Below are 18248 nucleotides of genomic sequence, written 5' to 3' on the forward strand. Positions count from 1 at the left end.
GTACAGAGGATTTGTTTACTGACAATCGTGCTACAGCATGAGATACTGATTCTTTTCCTGCAAGAATATCTAGCACCGTATGTAGTTTTTCTTCTGCACAAACCTTAGTTCTATGCATAATAAATGCTCCCTTCCAAGTAGAGTGAGATTTTATTATTTCTCATGTCTACCTAGAAGGGAGCATATCAGAATCTCTCGTCCTGACAGGTATCCTATTAGTAGTATTTATGATTGTCTACCCGTTTATTATCCGTTCGGAAGAAGCTAAGCTGCAGCGTCATTTTGGTTCTGCTTATACTGCCTATGTGCAGGAAGTACCCCGCTTTTTCCCGGATTTCCGCCTGTATCACGAACCGAAAACCTACGCCGTAAGCCCGAAAGTGTTCCGGCATGCTGCCTTTGACGTCCTCTGGTTCATCTGGGCTGTAGGCATTTTGGAATGTTTGGAAGGGCTTCAGGAGGCAGGAATTATTCCTTTATTATTACAAATTTACTAAAAAATGGCCCGTATAACAGACTGTCTATTTACTCTTGACCCATTCCTTGAGATAATAAGGAATACGCTATAAATGGAATAAAAGGAGGCAGTTTACATGCATGATGATGCAGCGTTCTCAGAAGAAGAACTGCAGATATTGCAACGGCTTGAACACAAGAATGAAGTTTTCGAAGCATCTGCTGATCCGTTGAGTACCTGGCAGTCCGGCTGGAGTGAAGGCTGGCAGGAAGGTGCGCGGGATGAAGCTGAACGTATTATTGGCAACCTCTTGCAGCTGCATGCCGAAAGGGAGCTCATTTCTCAGGCCACGGGCTGGTCCCAGGCGGAAATCGAAGCCGTCCGGGTACAGGCAGAAAAGGAGAAAGGCTGATGTACGAAAAGGAAATGGCTGCCCTTGTACAACGGGCCGGGGCGCTGCTGACAGACACTACGCAGGCACTGGAGATTACAGCGAAGGGACGCGCTAATTTTGTGACCCAGATGGATGTAGCCGTACAAGAACAGCTGCGCCGGGATCTGCATGAATTAGATCCGTCTGTCGTACTGCTGGCAGAAGAACAGAAAAATGGGCAGCCCAAAATAGAGGGACGGTATTGGATTCTTGACCCTATTGACGGAACGCAGAACTTTATCCGCCATTTGGGCCTTTCTGCTGTCAGTCTGGCCTATTATGAAAACAGGCAGATTATGAGCAGTGTCATTTATAACCCTTTTACCAAGGAACTATTTCAGGCCGTCCGCGGTCAGGGAGCTTTTTTGAATGGCCGGAAAATTCAGGTGACAGAAACAGCTTCATTGGAAGATTCCTTGGTCGCTGTCGGTACTTCACCGTATGAACGGGAATATACGGCGACTAACTTTGCCCTTTGGCAGGAAATATTCCGCCACAGTCTGGACATCCGGCGTTCGGGGAGCGCCTGTCTCGATTTGGCCTATGTAGCAGCCGGACGCTATGACTGCTATTTTGAACGAAATCTGAAGCCCTGGGATATGGCAGCGGGCATTCTTTTAGTAGAAGAAGCCCAGGGCCGGGTGACTAATTACGTAGGAGAACGTCCTGCTATTGTAGGTAATGACGATATTTGTGCAGGCAATGTACACGTGCAGCCAGAGCTCCTTGCCTATATACAGCGGTTTTGGCACGATAATGGATAACATTTTTTAATAAATAATTACTTTTAACTATTATCTAATAGTGCATTATATTAAATAGTAATTATTACAAATTTTTCCACAATAAACAATATATTTTGGTGTATAACGTGGTATAATGGTTGTAGAAAAAATATTTAGTAATGATATATAACGCAGATGCTTCTGCAGCTGCATTTTATATACTACGTCTCAGGTTTTGCACCATGACAGGAGAGATGACCTATGCAAGAATACGGCAGACTGAGAGAATTACGGTATGAAGCCAGACGTTCCCAGCAGGAGATTGCAGACATGCTGCATTGCACACAGGTTGCTTACAGTTTGTATGAATCAGGAAAACGAAAAATTTCGATTGCTAGGCTGGCTATTTTAGCACGTTTCTATGAAACGTCTATTGATTATCTGGTAGGACTGGTTGACGAACGTAAACCGGCAGGCCCTTACGTAAAGGACTGGAAAGAACTTCGCTAATGAAAAAGACTGTGTGACCGAAAGGCCACACAGTCTTTTTTTTATTTGCTTTTTATGCTTATTCGATGATCGCACCATAATGGGCCGATTTGACCAGACGGGAATAGATGGAAAGATACCCGTCTTTGATCTTCGGTTCCGGTGCCGTCCAGGCTTTAAGCCGTGCGTCGATTTCTTCTTGCGGCACGAGGAGATCCAAGCGGCGCTTAGGAATATCGATGCGGATCTTGTCGCCATTTTTAACGATAGCCAAGGGACCGCCTTCGGCTGCTTCCGGTGAAATGTGGCCGACGAAGCCGCCCTTATTCGAGCCGGAGAAGCGCCCGTCTGTAATCAGGAATACGTCTTCAGCCAGCCCGTAGCCCAAGAGCAGTTCTAAGGGTGTGAACATTTCCCGCATGCCCGGACCGCCTTTAGGTCCTTCGTAACGGACGACGATAATATCGCCTTTTTCAATTTTATTATCATAAATGGCCTGGGTCAGGTCTTCTTCGCAATCGTATACCTTGGCAGGGCCTTCGAAGACATGATGTTCCAAGGGAATCGCAGCGGGCTTGCAAACGCCGGAAAGCGGTGCCAAATTGCCCTTGATAATGGCCAGACCGCCGTCGGGACGAATGGGATCGCTAATGGGATGAATGACTTCCGGTCTCAGGATGCGGGCATCCTTCAGGTTTTCTGCCATCGTCTTTCCCGTTACGGTCATGACATTGCCATGTAAGAGCGGTAAAATTTCATGCATGACAGCAGGTACGGCGCCGGCTTCGTAGAAATCTACCATATCGTACTTGCTGGCCGTCATGAGGCGGGCAATCTGCGGTGTAGAGCGGCTCAATTGTTCATAGTCATCGATGGTAAAGGGCACCTTGGCTTCATGAGCAATGGCCAGGATGTGCATGATCAGGTTCGTCGAACCGCCGATTGCCATGCCTAAGCGTACGGCGTTTTCGATGGATTCCCGTGTAATGATATCGCGCGGGCGCAACCCTTCTTTTACCAGATCGACAATGCGGCGGCCTGATTGACGGGCTACATCCATGCGTTTCTTATCGACCGTCGGAATCATGGCAGAACCCGTAAGGGACATGCCCAGGCCTTCGGCGAGGCAGCTCATGGTGTTGGCTGTGCCGATCATCTGGCACGAACCCGGTGTCGGACAGGCAGCCCGTTCTACTTCTTCAAATTCTTCACGGCTGCATTTTCCCGAACGGAATTTACCAGCATATACGGCCGTTTCATTGACGTCAATGTCTTCCCCGTTGTGTTTACCCGGGTACATGGGGCCGCCGTTTACGACGATGGCCGGCAGGTTAAGACGGGCTGCGGCCATGAGAATGGCCGGTACGATTTTGTCGCACGAGCCCAAAAGAACCATGCCATCCAGCATATGGGCCTGTACCATGATTTCGATGCTGGCCGTAATGATTTCACGGGACGGCAGAATGTAATGCATGCCATCGTGGCCTTGGGCGATGCCGTCACAGCCGCCAATGGTGCCGAATTCGCAGGGTGTACCGCCGTTTTCTTCAATGCCGGCACGTACGTATTCAGCGACGCGTTTCAGGTTATACTGGCCAGGGCAGATATCATTCCACGTATTGACAATGGCAATAAAGGGTTTTTTAAAATTATTGTCATTGTACCCCATAGAACGGTATAAACCACGGGCTAAGGCACCCTTATCAGGGTCGCCAATAAATGAAGCACTTCTCCAGGTCATAATTATTACGCCTCCTATAGTATCCTAGCATTCCAATTATACTGTAAATTATAGGAGTAGCTCAGGGAGTATGTCAACGACTGCAGCGGCAACATATAGGGTATGTTGTCAAATCGGTATGATATACAGAGGATACATCTGATTTGGTCATAAGAAAACCTCCGCGCAGGCGGAGGTTTGAACAGCTTATACGAAATAATGGGGATACATTTTTTTTAGTGATTCGACGAGGGGCAGGACGCGGACAATGTGCTGGGACATTAACTCGACGATATTGGCAGCGTCTTGTCTGCGGATGGCGTCGACAATCTGGCTGTGCTGCTGATAGACGATTTCCATTTGTGTCGTCCCTGAAAGGGTGATCAAGACGCGTGTGCGCAAATAGTTCGGATCGGTCGTCGTCAAATAATCCCAAATGCGGGCCCGGTGGCAGCCTTCAAAAATCGTCTTATGCAGCGCTTCGTCCAGCTTAAAGAGGGCACTGTTATCGACGGCCAGGACGGCTTTTTCCTGGCGGACCAGATTATTTTCCAACCGCTTTAAATGGGTCTTGGGAAAATTCTTGCAGGCCTGCTGGATGATGATGCATTCGATGGCCTGGCGCATAAAGCACGAGTCATCGATTTGCTCTGTGCGGATGCGGGATACGGTCGTCTTGCGCTGGGGCACAATGTCCAGCAGCTGCAGCTGGGCTAAGCGGACGAAAGCATCGCGTACAGGCGTACGACTGATATGGAGCTGTGAAGAAATGTCTTGTTCCGAAATGCTGGTGCCCGGTTCCAGCTGGAAGGACATGATGTTGCTGTACATCATGCGAAAGACATATTCTCTGCTGTTTTCTCTTGGTTTGATGGGTGTAAGTTTTAGTTCCGACATAATGACCTCAGGTCTTTCTGCTATTTTTTTTAATTATAGCATAACTACAATAGATTATGCTAGAAATTTGTTCGTAAATACATTAAGTAAACGTGTCCGGTAGCCCGCACTGCTAGGGAATAACAGCCGTGTGTAAAGGGATAGTACTACTTGTATACTTTATTTAGATAGCAAGATTGTCATGTATGATAAATTGGTATTTTAGTTGCGTTTTACGTATGATGAAAAAGTGTTATGATAATCTTTAGTTAGAAAGTTCAAAAGGAGTGGTTGGAATGAATAAGTTTAAAGAAAAAATTCAAAATGGGGAAGCCGTACTCGGTACGTTCATCGAATTGAACAACCCTGCTATTGGCCAGATCGCAGGTATGGCCGGGTATGATTTCGTCATTCTCGATGGGGAACACGGTGAAATCGCTGTGGAAGATGCAGCTGACTTAGCCCGCGCTGCTGCCTTAGCCGGCACGGCTGCTATTTTCCGCGTCAATGCCAACGATACGACGCTCATCGGCAAAGTACTCGATTGCGGCGCTGACGGTGTAGAAATTCCTGAAATCGGTTCGGCTGCAGAAGCACAGAAAGCGATTAACGGCGCTAAATTTACACCGGAAGGCGAACGGGGCTGCAACCGTTTTGTCCAGGCTGGTGAATATGGCCGCATGACGAGTGACCAGTTCTTTGGCGAATCCAACGCCAAGACGATCGTCGTTCTTCAGGTTGAAGGCCAGGACGGCGTCAATAACCTGCCGGAAATCCTGAAAGTAAAAGGCACAGACGTCGTTTTCATTGGGCCATATGACCTTTCGGCATCCTTAGGCGTTCCGGGACAGACGGAACATCCGAAGGTTCTCGAACAGATCGACAAGATCCTGGCTATGGGTAAGGAACAGGGCGTTGCTATCGGCCTTTATGTAGACAGCATCGAATCGGCTATTGCCTGGAAGAAGAGAGGCGTTCAGTATCTGGCCTTGCAGACAGATACGGTCAGCCTGTATCAGCACTTTAAAGCCAATACAGATAAGTTCCACGCTGAATAAAACCTACAGCCTTATGGCATAAAAGACTATGCCGGGGATATTTCCCGGTCATAGTCTTTTTTTTAGGATTTTCTATTACGGATTTGCTATAATAGAGATGGAACTATTTGTAGAATGCTTTTATTTGCTAGGAGGGATTGGTATGAATACGTCGCGCTACCGCGTAAAAGAGGGAGAAAAAATTGATCTGGCCAAGTTTCCTACAGGCTGCGATGTGGAGCAACTGGACAAAAAGAAGGTCAAGAATGAAGAAATGCCCAAGATGCTGGCAGAAATGAACGACTGGCAGGAAAAGCTGTGTGCTGATAATCACTATGGTATCGTCGTCGTCCTGCAGGCCATGGATGCAGCCGGCAAAGACGGCACGGTAAAGCACGTTTTTACGAGTATGAATCCTGCCGGCGTACACGTGCACAGCTTTAAACAGCCGAGTGTGGAAGAAAAGGATCATGATTATCTGTGGCGTGTCAATAAAGCCTTGCCGGGGCGCGGAGAAATTGCCATTTTCAACCGTTCCCATTATGAAGACGTCATCGTTACGCAAATTCACGATATCATTAAGAGCGAAGGCATGCCTAAAAAATTGATCAGCCATGATATTTGGGACCAGCGCTATCGCCAGATTTGCGATTGGGAACGGTATTTGACGGAAAATGGTTTCCTCTTTATTAAGATCTTTCTGCACGTATCGAAGGATGAACAGAAAAAACGCCTCATCGACCGGATCGTCACGAAGCAGAAAAATTGGAAGTTCTCCATGGCCGATATTAACGAACGCAAATACTGGGACCGCTATCAAAAAATATATGGCGAAGTCCTGGGGGCGACTTCGACCAAATACGCACCGTGGTATATCGTACCGGCTGATGACAAATGGTATACGCGTTACGTCGTTGCCCAGATCGTCCTCGATACGCTGCGCTACATCAAACCGTCCTTCCCCAAGCTGGCACCGGAAGTAGAAGAGCAGCTGAAACAGTTCCGGGCCCTCTTAAAAGAAGTGGATCTCGACGATTTGAAGACCATCGAGCAGGCCATTGACAAGAAATAATGTGAATTATAGTACTTAAAAAATAGGCACTATTACAGGATATAGAGAACAATACTGCCGGATAAAGCGTTTTATCTTGACTTGTTTTTCACAATTTAAGTATAATAAAAAAGGTAACATATCTATTTTATATTCACTATTTGCTTCATGCCTTCCTGCCAGGCCGCCGACCGTGTTCAGACTACGGCCGGCAGGAAAGGAATGAAGGGCTATGTTTTGTCAGCACGATAAAACTACTTTAGGAGGCAACGAAAGAGCATGTACAAACTTTCACAAATCGCAGAAGAATATCAGAAGAAACTGGTTACACCGGCACAAGCGGCAGCTGTTGTCAAAAGCGGTGACCGCGTATCCTATGGCCTGGGCTGTTCTGCACCGTATGATACGGATAAGGCCTTGGCTGACCACATTAACAACGATGGCCTGAAGGGGATCGAAATCGTCAATGCAACCATCGTGAAGAACGAAGATTACTTCACCTTTACGGAAACGGAATCGAATGACCAGGTCCGCTTCATGTCCGGCCATTTCAATGCCTTCGACCGCAAAATGAATAAAGCCGGCCGCTGCTGGTTTATGCCGCTCCTCTTCAATGAACTGCCGAAATATTGGGAAGATATTGATGTAGCTATTCTCCAGGTTCATGAAATGGATAAATGGGGCAACTTCAACTTAGGGCCTCAGGTAGCCGATTTACGCGGTGTTCTGCGGGCGTCTAAAAAGGTTATCGTTGAGGTCAATAAAAATATGCCGAAGGCTCTGGGCTATGAAACGGAATTGAACATTGCCGACGTAGACTACATCGTCGAAGGTTCCAACCACCCCATGCCGATTATTCCCAATAAGCCGGCTACACCGGTCGATGAAAAAATCGCTGATTTTGTCGTGCCCATGATTGAAAACGGCAGTACGTTACAGCTCGGCATCGGCGGCCTGCCTGCAGCCATCGGTCATAAACTGGCTGAATCGGATATTCAGGATTTAAGCGGCCATACGGAAATGCTCGTCGATCCGTATGTAGAACTGTACGAAGCCGGTAAGATTACAGGCAACAAAAACCGCGATAAGGGCAAGATCATCTACACCTTTGCCGGCGGTACACAGCGCCTGTATGATTTCATTGATGACAACCAGATTGTCTTCAATGCTCCGGTTAATTACGTTAACAACATTAACGTCGTAGCCAGCATCGATAAATTCGTTTCCATCAACAGCTGCATCAACCTCGACCTCTACGGCCAGGTCTGCGCTGAATCGGCAGGCTACCGTCACATCAGCGGTACCGGTGGTGCCCTTGACTTTGCCCAGGGTGCATACCTCTCCCGCGGCGGTAAAGGCTTCATTTGCGTACATTCTACACGGACCCTGAAAGACGGTACGAAGGAATCCCTCATTCGTCCGACCTTGACGCCGGGTTCCGTCGTTACGACACCGCGTTCGGCTGTTCATTACATCGTTACGGAATATGGCGTAGCGCTCCTCAAGGGCAAGTCTACGTGGCAGCGTGCAGAAGCACTGATCAACATTGCCGCTCCGGAATTCCGTGAAGAACTCATTAAAGAAGCAGAAAAGATGGGTATTTGGACGAACACGAGCAAGACGTCCTACTAAGCTATACTGTACATACAGAAAAAACCGTATTGCCGGCTGGCAATACGGTTTTTTTATCAGGCCCGGAAGCCTAAGAAAAAAGACACGTTTTGTCACGTGTCTTCAGGTGCCGAAGGCCTTCCATAAACCAAGGACGATAAAGCAGAGTACGATGAGAAAGCTGATGACCCGCGTTTTAGAGAATATTTTAGGGTCATTTACCGTGCCCGGTGTAGGCGTAGGAGCTTGGACCTGCTGCGTACCGCAGATGGGGCACATACGCACGCCGTCGCGCAGTTCGGTGCCACATTTTTTGCAAATCATACCTATCATCTCCTATTCCTATCATAGCATGAGTATCCCGTTGCTGGCTAGAGCCGGCCATTACTTTTCCGGCCGCCCGTATCACGAAGATTGTATTTATGCTATAATAAGGCCGTACCCGTGCGCCGAAAGACCTGTCTGACGGCAAACGGGAAAAAAGCCATAGCGTTTTTACTGCAAAGTGAATACTGCGCAGGTAAGGCGGGCGTACATGCGGCTTCAACAGACCTCTGTGCGGTTATGCCAGAGGTCTTTTTTATAGGGAGGATACGTGAATGGGAACCAGAATGGCCTTGATAGGTATTATTGTCAGCGACCGGACAGCAACGGCACAGATCAATGCACTATTACATGAATATGGTGAATATATTGTCGGCCGTATGGGCATTCCCTGCAAGGAACGGCACGTATCGGTCATCAGCATCATCATTGACGCTCCTCAGGATATTATCAGTACCCTGGCCGGCAAGATCGGCCAGCTGCCGGCTGTAAGCACGAAGACTATTTACCCGCCCTTACCGGTGCAGGAGAAATAATTTTTTTGGAAAGGAACTGGCATATGATGACGAAACAACAGGCCTACTCAATTTCTGCAGCCGACCTGGCTGCACGGGGACGCGACCAGATTCCGGCAGAATTGCTTTCTTCTACGCAGCTCATTTATAATTCACCGGCAGCGCTGGCCTTTAATTCGCCAGGTGCCCGTGGCTTTGGCGTCAAACGGGCCGGCCTTTCGATCCCCGGCTCGGTCATGCTGCTCATCGGCCCGGGCTGCTGCGGCCGTAATACGACTATCCTCAGTGCCGAAGGCGGCTATGGAGACCGTTTCTTTTTCTATGTACTGGATGAAACGGATATTGTCACAGGCCGGCATTTATATAAGATTCCCCGGGCCGTCGAAGAAATCCTCGATGTACTGCCCCAGGCACCGAGTGCTGTCGTCTTGTGTTTGACCTGCGTCGATGCTCTCTTAGGGACGGACATGGAACGGGTTTGCCGTAAAGCGGAGGCCCGGGTCCACTTGCCGGTCGTACCGTGCTATATGTATGCCCTGACGCGGGAAGGCCGGCGGCCGCCTATGGTGGCTGTGCGGCAGATGGTCTATTCCCTCTTAAAGCCCCAGCCGCGGCACCGGCGGGAAGCCAATCTTCTGGGCTTTTTCTCGCCCCTCCAGGATGACTGCGAGCTCTACGGGTATTTGCAGCAGCTCGGCATCCAGACTGTGCGGGAAATTGGACGCTGCCGGACCATGGAAGACTATCATCAGCTGTCACGGGCTAATTTTAATCTCGTCCTGCACCCGGAAGCCCGCCTGGCGGCGCAGGATTTCGAAAAAAATCTGCACATTCCCAGTATCGAACTGACCCGTATTTACGAGACAGACCGGCTCAGCCGCCAGTATCAGGCCCTGGCGCAGGCCTTAGGCGGTACTATCGACGACCGGGCAGAACGGGAGGCAACAGAAGACCTCGTACGCCGCGTAGGCCAGCGCTGGCACGGTACGACCGTAGCGGTAGGGGAAATGCTTAACGGCAATGCCTTTGAGCTGGCCCTGACCCTGGCCCGGGCGGGCCTGACTGTCAAGGAAATATACGGCAACGTTACGCCCCAGGACTTCGTCTGGATCAAGGCCCTGGCTGCGCTCGCACCGGAAACGAAAATCTATTGTAATTTAGGTCCTTCTATGCTCTATTATGACCGCAGTACAGGAGCTGCCGATCTGACCCTGGGCGCTGATGCGGCGTGGTATCATCCGCACAGTGTCCATGTCACCTGGGATGAAGACGTACAGCCCTTTGGCTACGCCGGTACACGGGCTTTATTTTCAGCATTGGATCGTGCCTTGAGCGGGAGGTCTTCATGAGAGGGTTATGGAAATATATTTCTCCTTTTGCGCCGGATCAGTCCGGTGCGGCAGCGGTTCTGTATGGCTTGGGCGGTCTCGTCGTCGTGTGTGACGCCGGCGGCTGTGCCGGCAACATTTGCGGCTTTGATGAGCCCCGCTGGTTTACCGGTGCCCCTAGCGCTGCCTTTAGCGCAGGCCTGCGTGACATGGATGCCATCCTCGGCCGCGACGACCGGCTGGTAGATAAACTGTGCGCTGCAGCGGCACAAATTGCAGCCCCTTTTGCAGCCATTATCGGTACACCTGTGCCGGCCGTCATTGCTACGGATTATCAGGCCCTGCGGCGTTTGGCAGAAAAGCGCTTGTCCCTGCCTGTCGTCACGATAGAAACAAAGGGGACAGAACGCTATGATACAGGTGCTTCTATGGCCTATGAAGGACTTTGCCGCCGCTTTGCTAGAAAAGAGCTGGCCCGGCAAAGAGGACGCCTGAACGTCCTGGGCGCCCTGCCCCTCGATACGGGCTGTACGGAGTATACCTTTTTGCAGGAATTCTTGCGGCACAGGGGCTGGCAGGATGTACGTATTTTTGGTACGCACGGCCTGACAGATTATGAAACCGCCGGCGCGGCAGAAAAAAATCTCGTCCTGGCCCCAGCGGGCCTGGCTGCGGCACGCTATCTGGAGGAAGCCTTTGGTACGCCCTATGTAGTGGCCTATCCGGTCTTGCCGAAAGTAGAAAAGCTGCCGCACGACGTGACGGGCAAACGGATTCTCATTGTCCATCAGCAGGTCCTGGCGAATGAAGTGCGCCGTCACCTCAAAGGGGCCGATGTAACGGTTGCTACGTGGTTCCTCTTACAGGCTGATTTGGCTCAAGACGGAGACTGCCACCTGCAGGAAGAAGATGACTTTATTCAGTTGGCCGATAACGATCGTTTTGATATTATCATAGGCGATGAATTTCTGCGGCGGGCCTTGCCCCACTTCCACGGTACCTTTATCGATCTGCCGCACTTTGCCGTTTCCGGGAGGTGCTGTGCCTATGACTGATACGTGGGTCATTCGCGTCTACGGTATCGTCCAGGGCGTCGGTTTCCGTCCTTTCGTCAGCCGCCTGGCCCGGCGCTTTCGTCTGTGCGGGTCTGTCTGCAATAAAGGCTCGTATGTGGAAATACAGGTGCAAGGTGACGGATCTACGTGTCAAGCGTTTTGTCAGGCTCTGCCTAAGGAAGCGCCGCCCCGCTCGTCTATCCTGAAAATCGACGTGAACCGGGAAGCGCAGCCGCCCTATGAGGATTTCCAGATTATCGAAAGTATCAAAGAGGCAGGCGAAACCTTCGTTTCGCCGGATATTGCTATTTGCGATGCCTGCAAGCAGGAACTCTTTGATCCTGCGAACCGCCGCTATCTTCATCCCTTTATCAATTGTACGGCCTGCGGCCCGCGCCTGACGATTCTGGACGGTATGCCTTATGACAGGGAACGGACGAGTATGGGGAAATTTCCCATGTGCCCGGCGTGCTACGAAGAATATACGCATGCCGAAACGCGTCGCTACGATGCCCAGCCCGTGTGCTGCAACGACTGCGGGCCTGAAGTCTATCTCTTAGGCCGGCCCGAGCGGCGCCATGAAGCCATTAAAGAAACGCGCCGCGTCATTGCTGCCGGCGGCCTGGCAGCTATCAAGGGTATTGGCGGTTTTCATTTCTGCTGTGATGCTGCAAACGAAGACGCCGTCGGCCGTTTGCGCGCACTGAAACACCGGCCTGTAAAGCCCTTTGCCGTCATGGCCCGGGATCTTGCTGTCGTACGCCGCGAATGCGTGACGACAGAAGCAGAAGAAGCGGTCCTGGACGGGCACCAGAAACCGATTATCCTATTGGAAAAACGTCCGGAAGGCCGCATCAGCCCGGTCGTTGCGCCGGACAATCCCTTTCTGGGCGTCATGCTGCCCTATACACCGCTCCATTTATTGCTGTTTTCCTATCCCGACGGCCAGGACTTTCCGGACGCATTGGTCATGACCAGCGCCAATCCGTCCGGGGCGCCCTTGTGCCGCACGGACGAAGATATCCTGGCTCTGACGGATATGTGTGATTGTATCCTCAGCCACAACCGGGATATCCGCCTGCGGGCCGACGATTCGGTCATGATGTTTTATGAAGACGAGCCCTATATGATCCGCCGTTCCCGGGGTTACGCGCCTTTGCCGTATCTGCTGGAAGGGATGGAGGGACACGTACTCGGTATCGGCGGCGAGCTGAAAAACACCTTTTGCCTGGGTAAGGACAGTCTCTTTTACCTGTCGCCCCACATTGGCGATATGGCAGACATTCGCACGCAGGAGGCCCTCAGGGAAAGCCTCGTGCGGCTGGAAGAGCTCCTGGAAACGACGCCGCAGCTCGTGGCCTGCGATCTCCATCCCCGCTATGAAACGACGCAGCTGGCCGGGACCCTGGGCCTGCCGCTTCTCTCCGTCCAGCACCATTACGCCCATTTCGTTGCGTGTCTGGCTGAAAACAATATGCCCGGTCCGGCCATCGGTCTCATTTGTGACGGTACGGGCTATGGCACAGACGGCACGATCTGGGGCGGCGAAGTCCTGATTGGCGATTACCATGGCTTTCAGCGCTTCACGTCGCTCGTGCCCTATGATCAATATGGTGGTGATGCAGCGGCCCGCGAGGGCTGGCGCATTGCGGCCGCTCTGATTCATGCCTGTGCGCCAGAGGCGGCGGGCTCTATCGTAGAGACACTGGGCCTTTGCACGGCGCAGGAATTTGCTACCCAGCGCTTTATGTATGAGCATCGCCTGAACTGCGTTCGTTCTACCAGTACGGGCCGCCTCTACGATGCCGTCAGCGCCATCCTGGGCTTTTGCCGGGCTTCGACCTTTGAAGGAGAGGCGGCTATGCGCCTGGAATTTGCTGCCCGCCGCTGGCAAAAGCAGAAAAAAACGGCAGGAGAGGATACCCTGCCGCACGGGTCCGGTCCTTATATACGGACGGATGCGCTCATCCGGGAAATTGTAAAAAAACGGCTGGCCCATGCAGATCCGGACTATCTGGCCTGGTTCTTCCATGACCGCCTGGCAGGGCTTTGCGTCGCAGCCTGTGTGGCTGCCCGGGCGCAGAGCCATATAGAAACCGTTGCTTTAAGCGGCGGCGTATTTCAAAATCGCTTGTTCCTGGCTCTTTGTGAGAAAAAGCTGCAGCACGCAGGCTTTTCCGTGCTCCGGCATCATTTGGTGCCGGCCAATGATGGGGGTCTTGCCTTAGGGCAGGCCGTGCGCGCTGCTGTGTACCTGCAAGAACAGGAATGAGAAGCGTATTTTCTAAAAGGAGGAATTACTATGTGTGTAGGGTTACCGGCACGAGTGGTAGAGGTAAAAAAAGGCATGGCATTGGTCGACGCATCCGGTGCCAAGCGGGAAGTTTCGGCGTCCCTCTTGGATGAACTGGATCCGGGCGATTACGTCATGGTCCACGCCGGCGTAGCTATTGCCAAGATTACGGCCAGTGATGAAGACGAAAGCGACGAAATTTTGGAGGATTTGCTCTAATGTCTATAGAAAAAAAGGATCTGGCCCGCCATATCGTTACGTCCTATGCCGGGCCGAAAATCAGAATCATGGAAGTCTGCGGCACCCATACGCACGAAATTTTCCGCTATGGCATCCGCCAGCTGCTGCCACCGGCAGTCGATCTTATTTCCGGCCCGGGCTGCCCGGTCTGCGTTACGCCGCCTGGATTTATTGACGAAGCTATCTATTTGGCCTTAGAAAAAGGGGCTGTTATTTGCACCTTTGGCGACCTCATCCGCGTGCCCGGTTCGGCGCAAAGCCTGGCTGATGCCCGCAGCCGCGGTGCGGCTGTTCAGGTCGTCTATTCCCAGCTCGATGCCGTGAAATATGCGGCAGCGCATAGAGATAAGGAAGTCGTCTTTTTGTCGGTCGGCTTTGAAACGACAACACCCGGTGCCTGCCTGGCCGTACTTCAGGCCAGGGACGAAGGTATCACCAATTTCTCTCTCCTGACGGCCAATAAGACCATGCCCCAGGCCTATGAAGCCCTGAAGGATAGTGCCGATGCCTTCTTGTATCCGGGGCACGTCCAGGCTATTATGGGCACGGAGATTTGCGAGAAATTAAAGGCTGACGGCATTTCCGGTGTCGTTACGGGCTTTACAGCGCGGGAACTCCTGACGGCCTTAGCCGTCGTTCTGACAGAATTTCCTAAGGGCAAGCCCTTCTTCAAAAACTGCTATCCCCGGGTCGTCACGGCAGCAGGCAGCGTGAGCGGCCAGAAGCTCCTCTCTCAGGTCATGGAAGCGTGCGATACAGAATGGCGCGGTCTCGGCGTGATTCCCCAATCGGGGCTTACCCTGCGGCCGGAGTTTGCCGCGTACGATGCGCGTGTGAAATTTGCCGTGCCGCCTATGGACGGCCGCAGTAATCCGGCCTGCCGCTGCGGCGATATTCTGCGCGGTGATTGCCGGCCACCGCAGTGCCCGCTCTTCGGCAAGGTTTGTACGCCTGAGCACCCTGTCGGCGCCTGCATGGTATCCCGTGAAGGGGCCTGCTCGGCCTATTATCAGTATGGAGGTCTTACATTATGAGTGATGTCATTACACTGGCCCATGGAGCTGGCGGTAAACAGACGGCCGAGCTGATTGACTCGGTCTTTAAGGCCCATTTTGCCAACCCGGAATTTACGGGCGATGATGCGGCTATTCTATCCCTGGGCGGCCAGGATCTGGCCTTTACGACCGATGGCTTCATCGTTTCGCCGTCTGATTTTCCCGGTGGCAATATCGGCAAATTGAGTATTTGCGGTACCGTCAATGACCTGTCCTGCATGGGGGCACAGCCGCTTTATCTGGCCTGCGCCTTTGTCATTGAAGAAGGCCTGCCTATGAGTGACCTGGAACGGTACGCCGCAGCTATGGAAAAAACAGCGGCCGAAGCCGGCGTGCGCATTGTGGCCGGTGACACGAAGGTCGCCGGCAAGGGCCAGGTAGACCGCCTCTTTATTACGACGACGGGTATTGGCCGCCGTCTGCCCGGTGTCCGCCTGTCGGGCACAGAAGCGAAGCCCGGCGACGCCGTCATCGTGACCGGCGATATTGGCCGCCACGGCTGCACCGTCCTTCTGAGCCGCGAGCAGTTCGGCATCGATGCCGACGTGACCAGTGACTGCGCTCCTTTGTGGGGCACCGTAAAATCCATGCTCGGCGTCACACAGGATATTCACGTCATCCGCGATGCGACACGTGGCGGTGTCGGTACGGTCCTTTACGAAATTGCCGCCCAAAGCCACGTTGGCATCCGCCTGGACCGGGCCGCTATTCCTGTGGCACCGGCTGTCAGTGGCGTTTGTGGTATGCTGGGATTGGAACCGCTCTACCTGGCCTGCGAAGGACGGCTCGTCGTCTTTGCACCGCAGGCACAGGCGGACGCCATTGTCACAGCCTTGCGGCAAGGACCGTATTCCGGTAATGCAGCGATTATCGGCACGGTAACGGCAGAGCACGCCGAACGGGTCACCATCCGTACGGAAATCGGTGCCGAAACGATTTTACCGCCACCAGGTGGCGAATTGCTGCCGCGTATTTGTTAACCGATAGGGTATATAGAGAGAAATGAGGGTATATAGATATGGGGATGAATGATACACCATCAGGGGAACGGGTGCATATCGGCTTTTTTGGCCGCCGTAATGCCGGTAAGTCCAGCGTCGTCAATGCTGTTACGGGCCAGAACCTGGCCATCGTTTCGGACACGAAGGGAACGACGACGGATCCCGTCTATAAGGCTATGGAATTATTGCCCTTAGGGCCGGTCATGATTATTGACACGCCGGGCATTGACGATACGGGAGCTTTAGGGGAACTGCGCGTGGAACGGACGCGGCAGGTCCTGGGTAAGACGGATATTGCCGTTTTGGTCGTCGATGCCACAGAAGGGCTGCAGCAGAGTGACCGGGATATTTTGCAGCTCATTGGCGAAAAGAAGGTACCGTATTTGCTCGTCTATAATAAGAGCGATCTTACGGCTGTACCGGAAACCGTGCCGGATACGGTCCTGTACGTCAGTGCCCTGCACGGCACGGGCATAGGAGAGCTCAAGGAACGCCTGGCCCGTCTGAAGCCTGACACCGAGGCGGCGCCTATCGTAGCTGATATGGTACAACCGGGCGATTTCTTTGTCCTCGTCGTGCCTGTCGATTCGGCAGCTCCGAAGGGACGGCTCATCCTGCCGCAACAGCAGACCATCCGGGATATCCTTGATGCCGATGGCACAGCCATTGTCGTTAAGGAGACGGGTCTTAAGGAGACACTGCAAAAGCTGGGCCGGCCGCCGAAAATGGTCATCACGGACAGCCAGGCCTTTAAACGCGTAGCGGCCGACACGCCGGAGAGCGTGCCGCTCACGTCCTTTTCTATTCTCATGGCCCGTCATAAGGGCTTTTTGGCAACGGCTGTCCAGGGCGTAGCTGCCTTGAAGAATCTGCGCGATGGTGACCGCGTCCTTATTTCCGAAGGCTGCACCCATCACCGCCAGTGTGAAGATATCGGTACTGTAAAGATCCCGCACTGGCTAAGGGAATTTACCGGCCGGGACCTGGTGCTGGAAACGTCATCGGGCCGCGATTTTCCCATGGATTTGACGCCCTATGCCTTGGTCATCCATTGTGGTGGCTGCATGCTCAATGAACGGGAAATACAGAGCCGTATGGAACGGGCCAGCCGGCAAGGCGTAGCCATTACCAATTACGGCATCTTTATTGCCTACGTGCACGGCATTCTGGCACGCAGTCTTTCCATCTTTCCCGATTTGCAGCGGCTCATACAGCCGTAAGGAGTACGTATGGATTATTGGCTCAGTAAAAAAATACAGAGCCTGTGCGCACCTTCCTGTCTGCGCACCGGTTCTATTTGGCTGGCCCGGGCCGGTTTCTGGGTCTATATTATCTACGGTATAGTCCAGTGGTTCCGGCCCGGTCGGCCGGAAGGGCAGCGACAGCGCCGCCGGTCTTTATTGGAGGCGCTCTTTTCTGTCCTGTGCAGTTCCCTTATGTCCTATGTCATCGCCCGTATTTGGCGGCGGCCGCGTCCTTTTGCAGCCCATAGGGATATCCGGCAGTATGTAGCCCATAAGGATAATGCTTCTTTTCCCAGCAATCATACGATGAATGCCTTTGCTGCCGGTCTGGCTGTATTTTATCGTTCCAAACTGGCCGGCTTGTTCCTGATCCTCTGGAGCCTGCTCATTGGTTTCTCCCGTATCGTATGCGGCATTCACTATGTCAGTGATATTCTTGGCGGCCTGGTCCTGGGGCTGGCAGGCTGGCGCGTGACGGCAAGAAATAAAGGCCTGCGCTGGCTGGCTATGGGACTGCCTTGGTTGTGGACCTGGCTGACAGAAAGAATCTGTCAGCGGGAGCGGCGCTGAATTCCAATGAGGGAAATATTGTGAAAACAAGGTATAATGTACAATAAAAGTATACTATTTAAGACGGTGGTACTAAACTGGTACATAATAAAGTGCCAGTTTATAAATAGGCGACAAAAGCGATATATAAGGCTTTTGTCGCCTTTATTAAATTTACATTAGAAATAATATTTAACAAAATGATTTAAAACTCCTTGTGAAAAAATAATCTTTAGCATACAATA

At 52.1% G+C, this 18248-nt stretch carries 19 protein-coding genes; 16 read left to right on the forward strand and 3 right to left on the reverse strand.

The annotated features are described in order from the left end of the window. Positions 1–227 precede the first annotated feature (227 nt). The 4 genes from H8J70_RS09520 (at position 228) to H8J70_RS09535 (ending at position 2125) form a co-directional block, all read left to right on the forward strand. Positions 228–497, forward strand: coding sequence for a hypothetical protein (locus H8J70_RS09520; RefSeq protein ID WP_186503909.1), 270 nt, complete (start codon positions 228–230; stop codon positions 495–497). A 96-nt stretch (positions 498–593) separates the two neighbouring features. After that, complete coding sequence (locus H8J70_RS09525) at positions 594–869, forward strand: hypothetical protein (protein WP_186503910.1); 276 nt, start codon at positions 594–596, stop codon at positions 867–869. Next, positions 869–1654, forward strand: a complete 786-nt coding sequence (locus H8J70_RS09530) for an inositol monophosphatase family protein (RefSeq protein ID WP_186503911.1) — start codon at positions 869–871, stop codon at positions 1652–1654. The genes H8J70_RS09525 and H8J70_RS09530 overlap by 1 nt, the downstream gene beginning before the upstream one ends. A 222-nt stretch (positions 1655–1876) precedes the next feature. After that, positions 1877–2125, forward strand: coding sequence for a helix-turn-helix domain-containing protein (locus H8J70_RS09535; RefSeq protein WP_186503859.1), 249 nt, complete (start codon positions 1877–1879; stop codon positions 2123–2125). Between the two features lie 58 nt (positions 2126–2183). Here the strand turns inward: H8J70_RS09535 and ilvD are convergent, their stop codons facing one another. Together ilvD and H8J70_RS09545 are read right to left on the reverse strand one after the other, a co-directional pair. Further along, positions 2184–3845, reverse strand: a complete 1662-nt coding sequence (gene ilvD, locus H8J70_RS09540) for a dihydroxy-acid dehydratase (protein WP_186503912.1) — start codon at positions 3843–3845, stop codon at positions 2184–2186. A gap of 186 nt (positions 3846–4031) precedes the next feature. Continuing rightward, a complete protein-coding gene (locus H8J70_RS09545) occupies positions 4032–4721 on the reverse strand; it encodes a GntR family transcriptional regulator (protein ID WP_186503914.1) in 690 nt (229 codons plus the stop codon). 275 nt (positions 4722–4996) lie between these two features. Here H8J70_RS09545 and H8J70_RS09550 point away from each other — a divergent pair, with 275 nt between their 5' ends. The 3 genes from H8J70_RS09550 (at position 4997) to H8J70_RS09560 (ending at position 8420) form a co-directional block, all read left to right on the forward strand. Then, on the forward strand, positions 4997–5758 hold the full coding sequence (locus H8J70_RS09550; protein WP_186503915.1) for an HpcH/HpaI aldolase family protein: 762 nt from the start codon (positions 4997–4999) through the stop codon (positions 5756–5758). A gap of 142 nt (positions 5759–5900) precedes the next feature. Further along, positions 5901–6809, forward strand: coding sequence for a PPK2 family polyphosphate kinase (locus H8J70_RS09555; protein WP_186503921.1), 909 nt, complete (start codon positions 5901–5903; stop codon positions 6807–6809). Positions 6810–7067: 258 nt separating this feature from the next. Further along, positions 7068–8420 (forward strand): acetyl-CoA hydrolase/transferase family protein, encoded by a 1353-nt coding sequence (locus H8J70_RS09560; protein WP_186503923.1) that lies wholly within the window; start codon positions 7068–7070, stop codon positions 8418–8420. Between the two features lie 102 nt (positions 8421–8522). On the opposite strand, the gene H8J70_RS09565 is transcribed toward H8J70_RS09560, so the two are convergent. Next, complete coding sequence (locus H8J70_RS09565) at positions 8523–8723, reverse strand: zinc-ribbon domain-containing protein (protein WP_186503924.1); 201 nt, start codon at positions 8721–8723, stop codon at positions 8523–8525. Positions 8724–8998: 275 nt separating this feature from the next. Here H8J70_RS09565 and H8J70_RS09570 point away from each other — a divergent pair, with 275 nt between their 5' ends. Genes H8J70_RS09570 through H8J70_RS09610 form a run of 9 tightly spaced genes read left to right on the forward strand, consistent with a single transcriptional unit; the run spans position 8999 to position 18024 of the window. Then, positions 8999–9259, forward strand: a complete 261-nt coding sequence (locus H8J70_RS09570; protein WP_186503925.1) for a TM1266 family iron-only hydrogenase system putative regulator — start codon at positions 8999–9001, stop codon at positions 9257–9259. Between the two features lie 23 nt (positions 9260–9282). Continuing rightward, positions 9283–10587, forward strand: coding sequence for a nitrogenase component 1 (locus H8J70_RS09575; protein ID WP_307973669.1), 1305 nt, complete (start codon positions 9283–9285; stop codon positions 10585–10587). After that, on the forward strand, positions 10584–11621 hold the full coding sequence (locus H8J70_RS09580; RefSeq protein ID WP_186503927.1) for a nitrogenase component 1: 1038 nt from the start codon (positions 10584–10586) through the stop codon (positions 11619–11621). The genes H8J70_RS09575 and H8J70_RS09580 overlap by 4 nt, the downstream gene beginning before the upstream one ends. Beyond that, a complete protein-coding gene (gene hypF, locus H8J70_RS09585) occupies positions 11614–13893 on the forward strand; it encodes a carbamoyltransferase HypF (RefSeq protein ID WP_186503928.1) in 2280 nt (759 codons plus the stop codon). Before H8J70_RS09580 ends, hypF begins: the two co-directional genes overlap by 8 nt. Before the next feature lie 30 nt (positions 13894–13923). Continuing rightward, positions 13924–14133 carry a HypC/HybG/HupF family hydrogenase formation chaperone gene (locus H8J70_RS09590; protein ID WP_186503930.1) on the forward strand — a complete coding sequence of 70 codons (210 nt, stop codon included), beginning with the start codon at positions 13924–13926 and terminating at the stop codon, positions 14131–14133. Then, the gene (hypD, locus tag H8J70_RS09595) at positions 14133–15188 is read left to right on the forward strand and encodes a hydrogenase formation protein HypD (RefSeq protein WP_186503932.1); all 1056 of its coding nucleotides are present in this window, start codon (positions 14133–14135) and stop codon (positions 15186–15188) included. The genes H8J70_RS09590 and hypD overlap by 1 nt, the downstream gene beginning before the upstream one ends. Further along, the gene (gene hypE, locus H8J70_RS09600) at positions 15185–16189 is read left to right on the forward strand and encodes a hydrogenase expression/formation protein HypE (protein WP_186503934.1); all 1005 of its coding nucleotides are present in this window, start codon (positions 15185–15187) and stop codon (positions 16187–16189) included. The genes hypD and hypE overlap by 4 nt, the downstream gene beginning before the upstream one ends. Positions 16190–16227: 38 nt before the next feature. After that, positions 16228–17430 carry a [FeFe] hydrogenase H-cluster maturation GTPase HydF gene (gene hydF, locus H8J70_RS09605; RefSeq protein WP_186503936.1) on the forward strand — a complete coding sequence of 401 codons (1203 nt, stop codon included), beginning with the start codon at positions 16228–16230 and terminating at the stop codon, positions 17428–17430. A 9-nt stretch (positions 17431–17439) separates the two neighbouring features. Beyond that, positions 17440–18024 (forward strand): phosphatase PAP2 family protein, encoded by a 585-nt coding sequence (locus tag H8J70_RS09610; protein ID WP_186503939.1) that lies wholly within the window; start codon positions 17440–17442, stop codon positions 18022–18024. Positions 18025–18248 lie beyond the last annotated feature (224 nt).

The organism is Megasphaera hominis, assembly GCF_014269395.1.
Taxonomy (GTDB): Bacteria; Bacillota; Negativicutes; order Veillonellales; family Megasphaeraceae; genus Megasphaera; species Megasphaera hominis.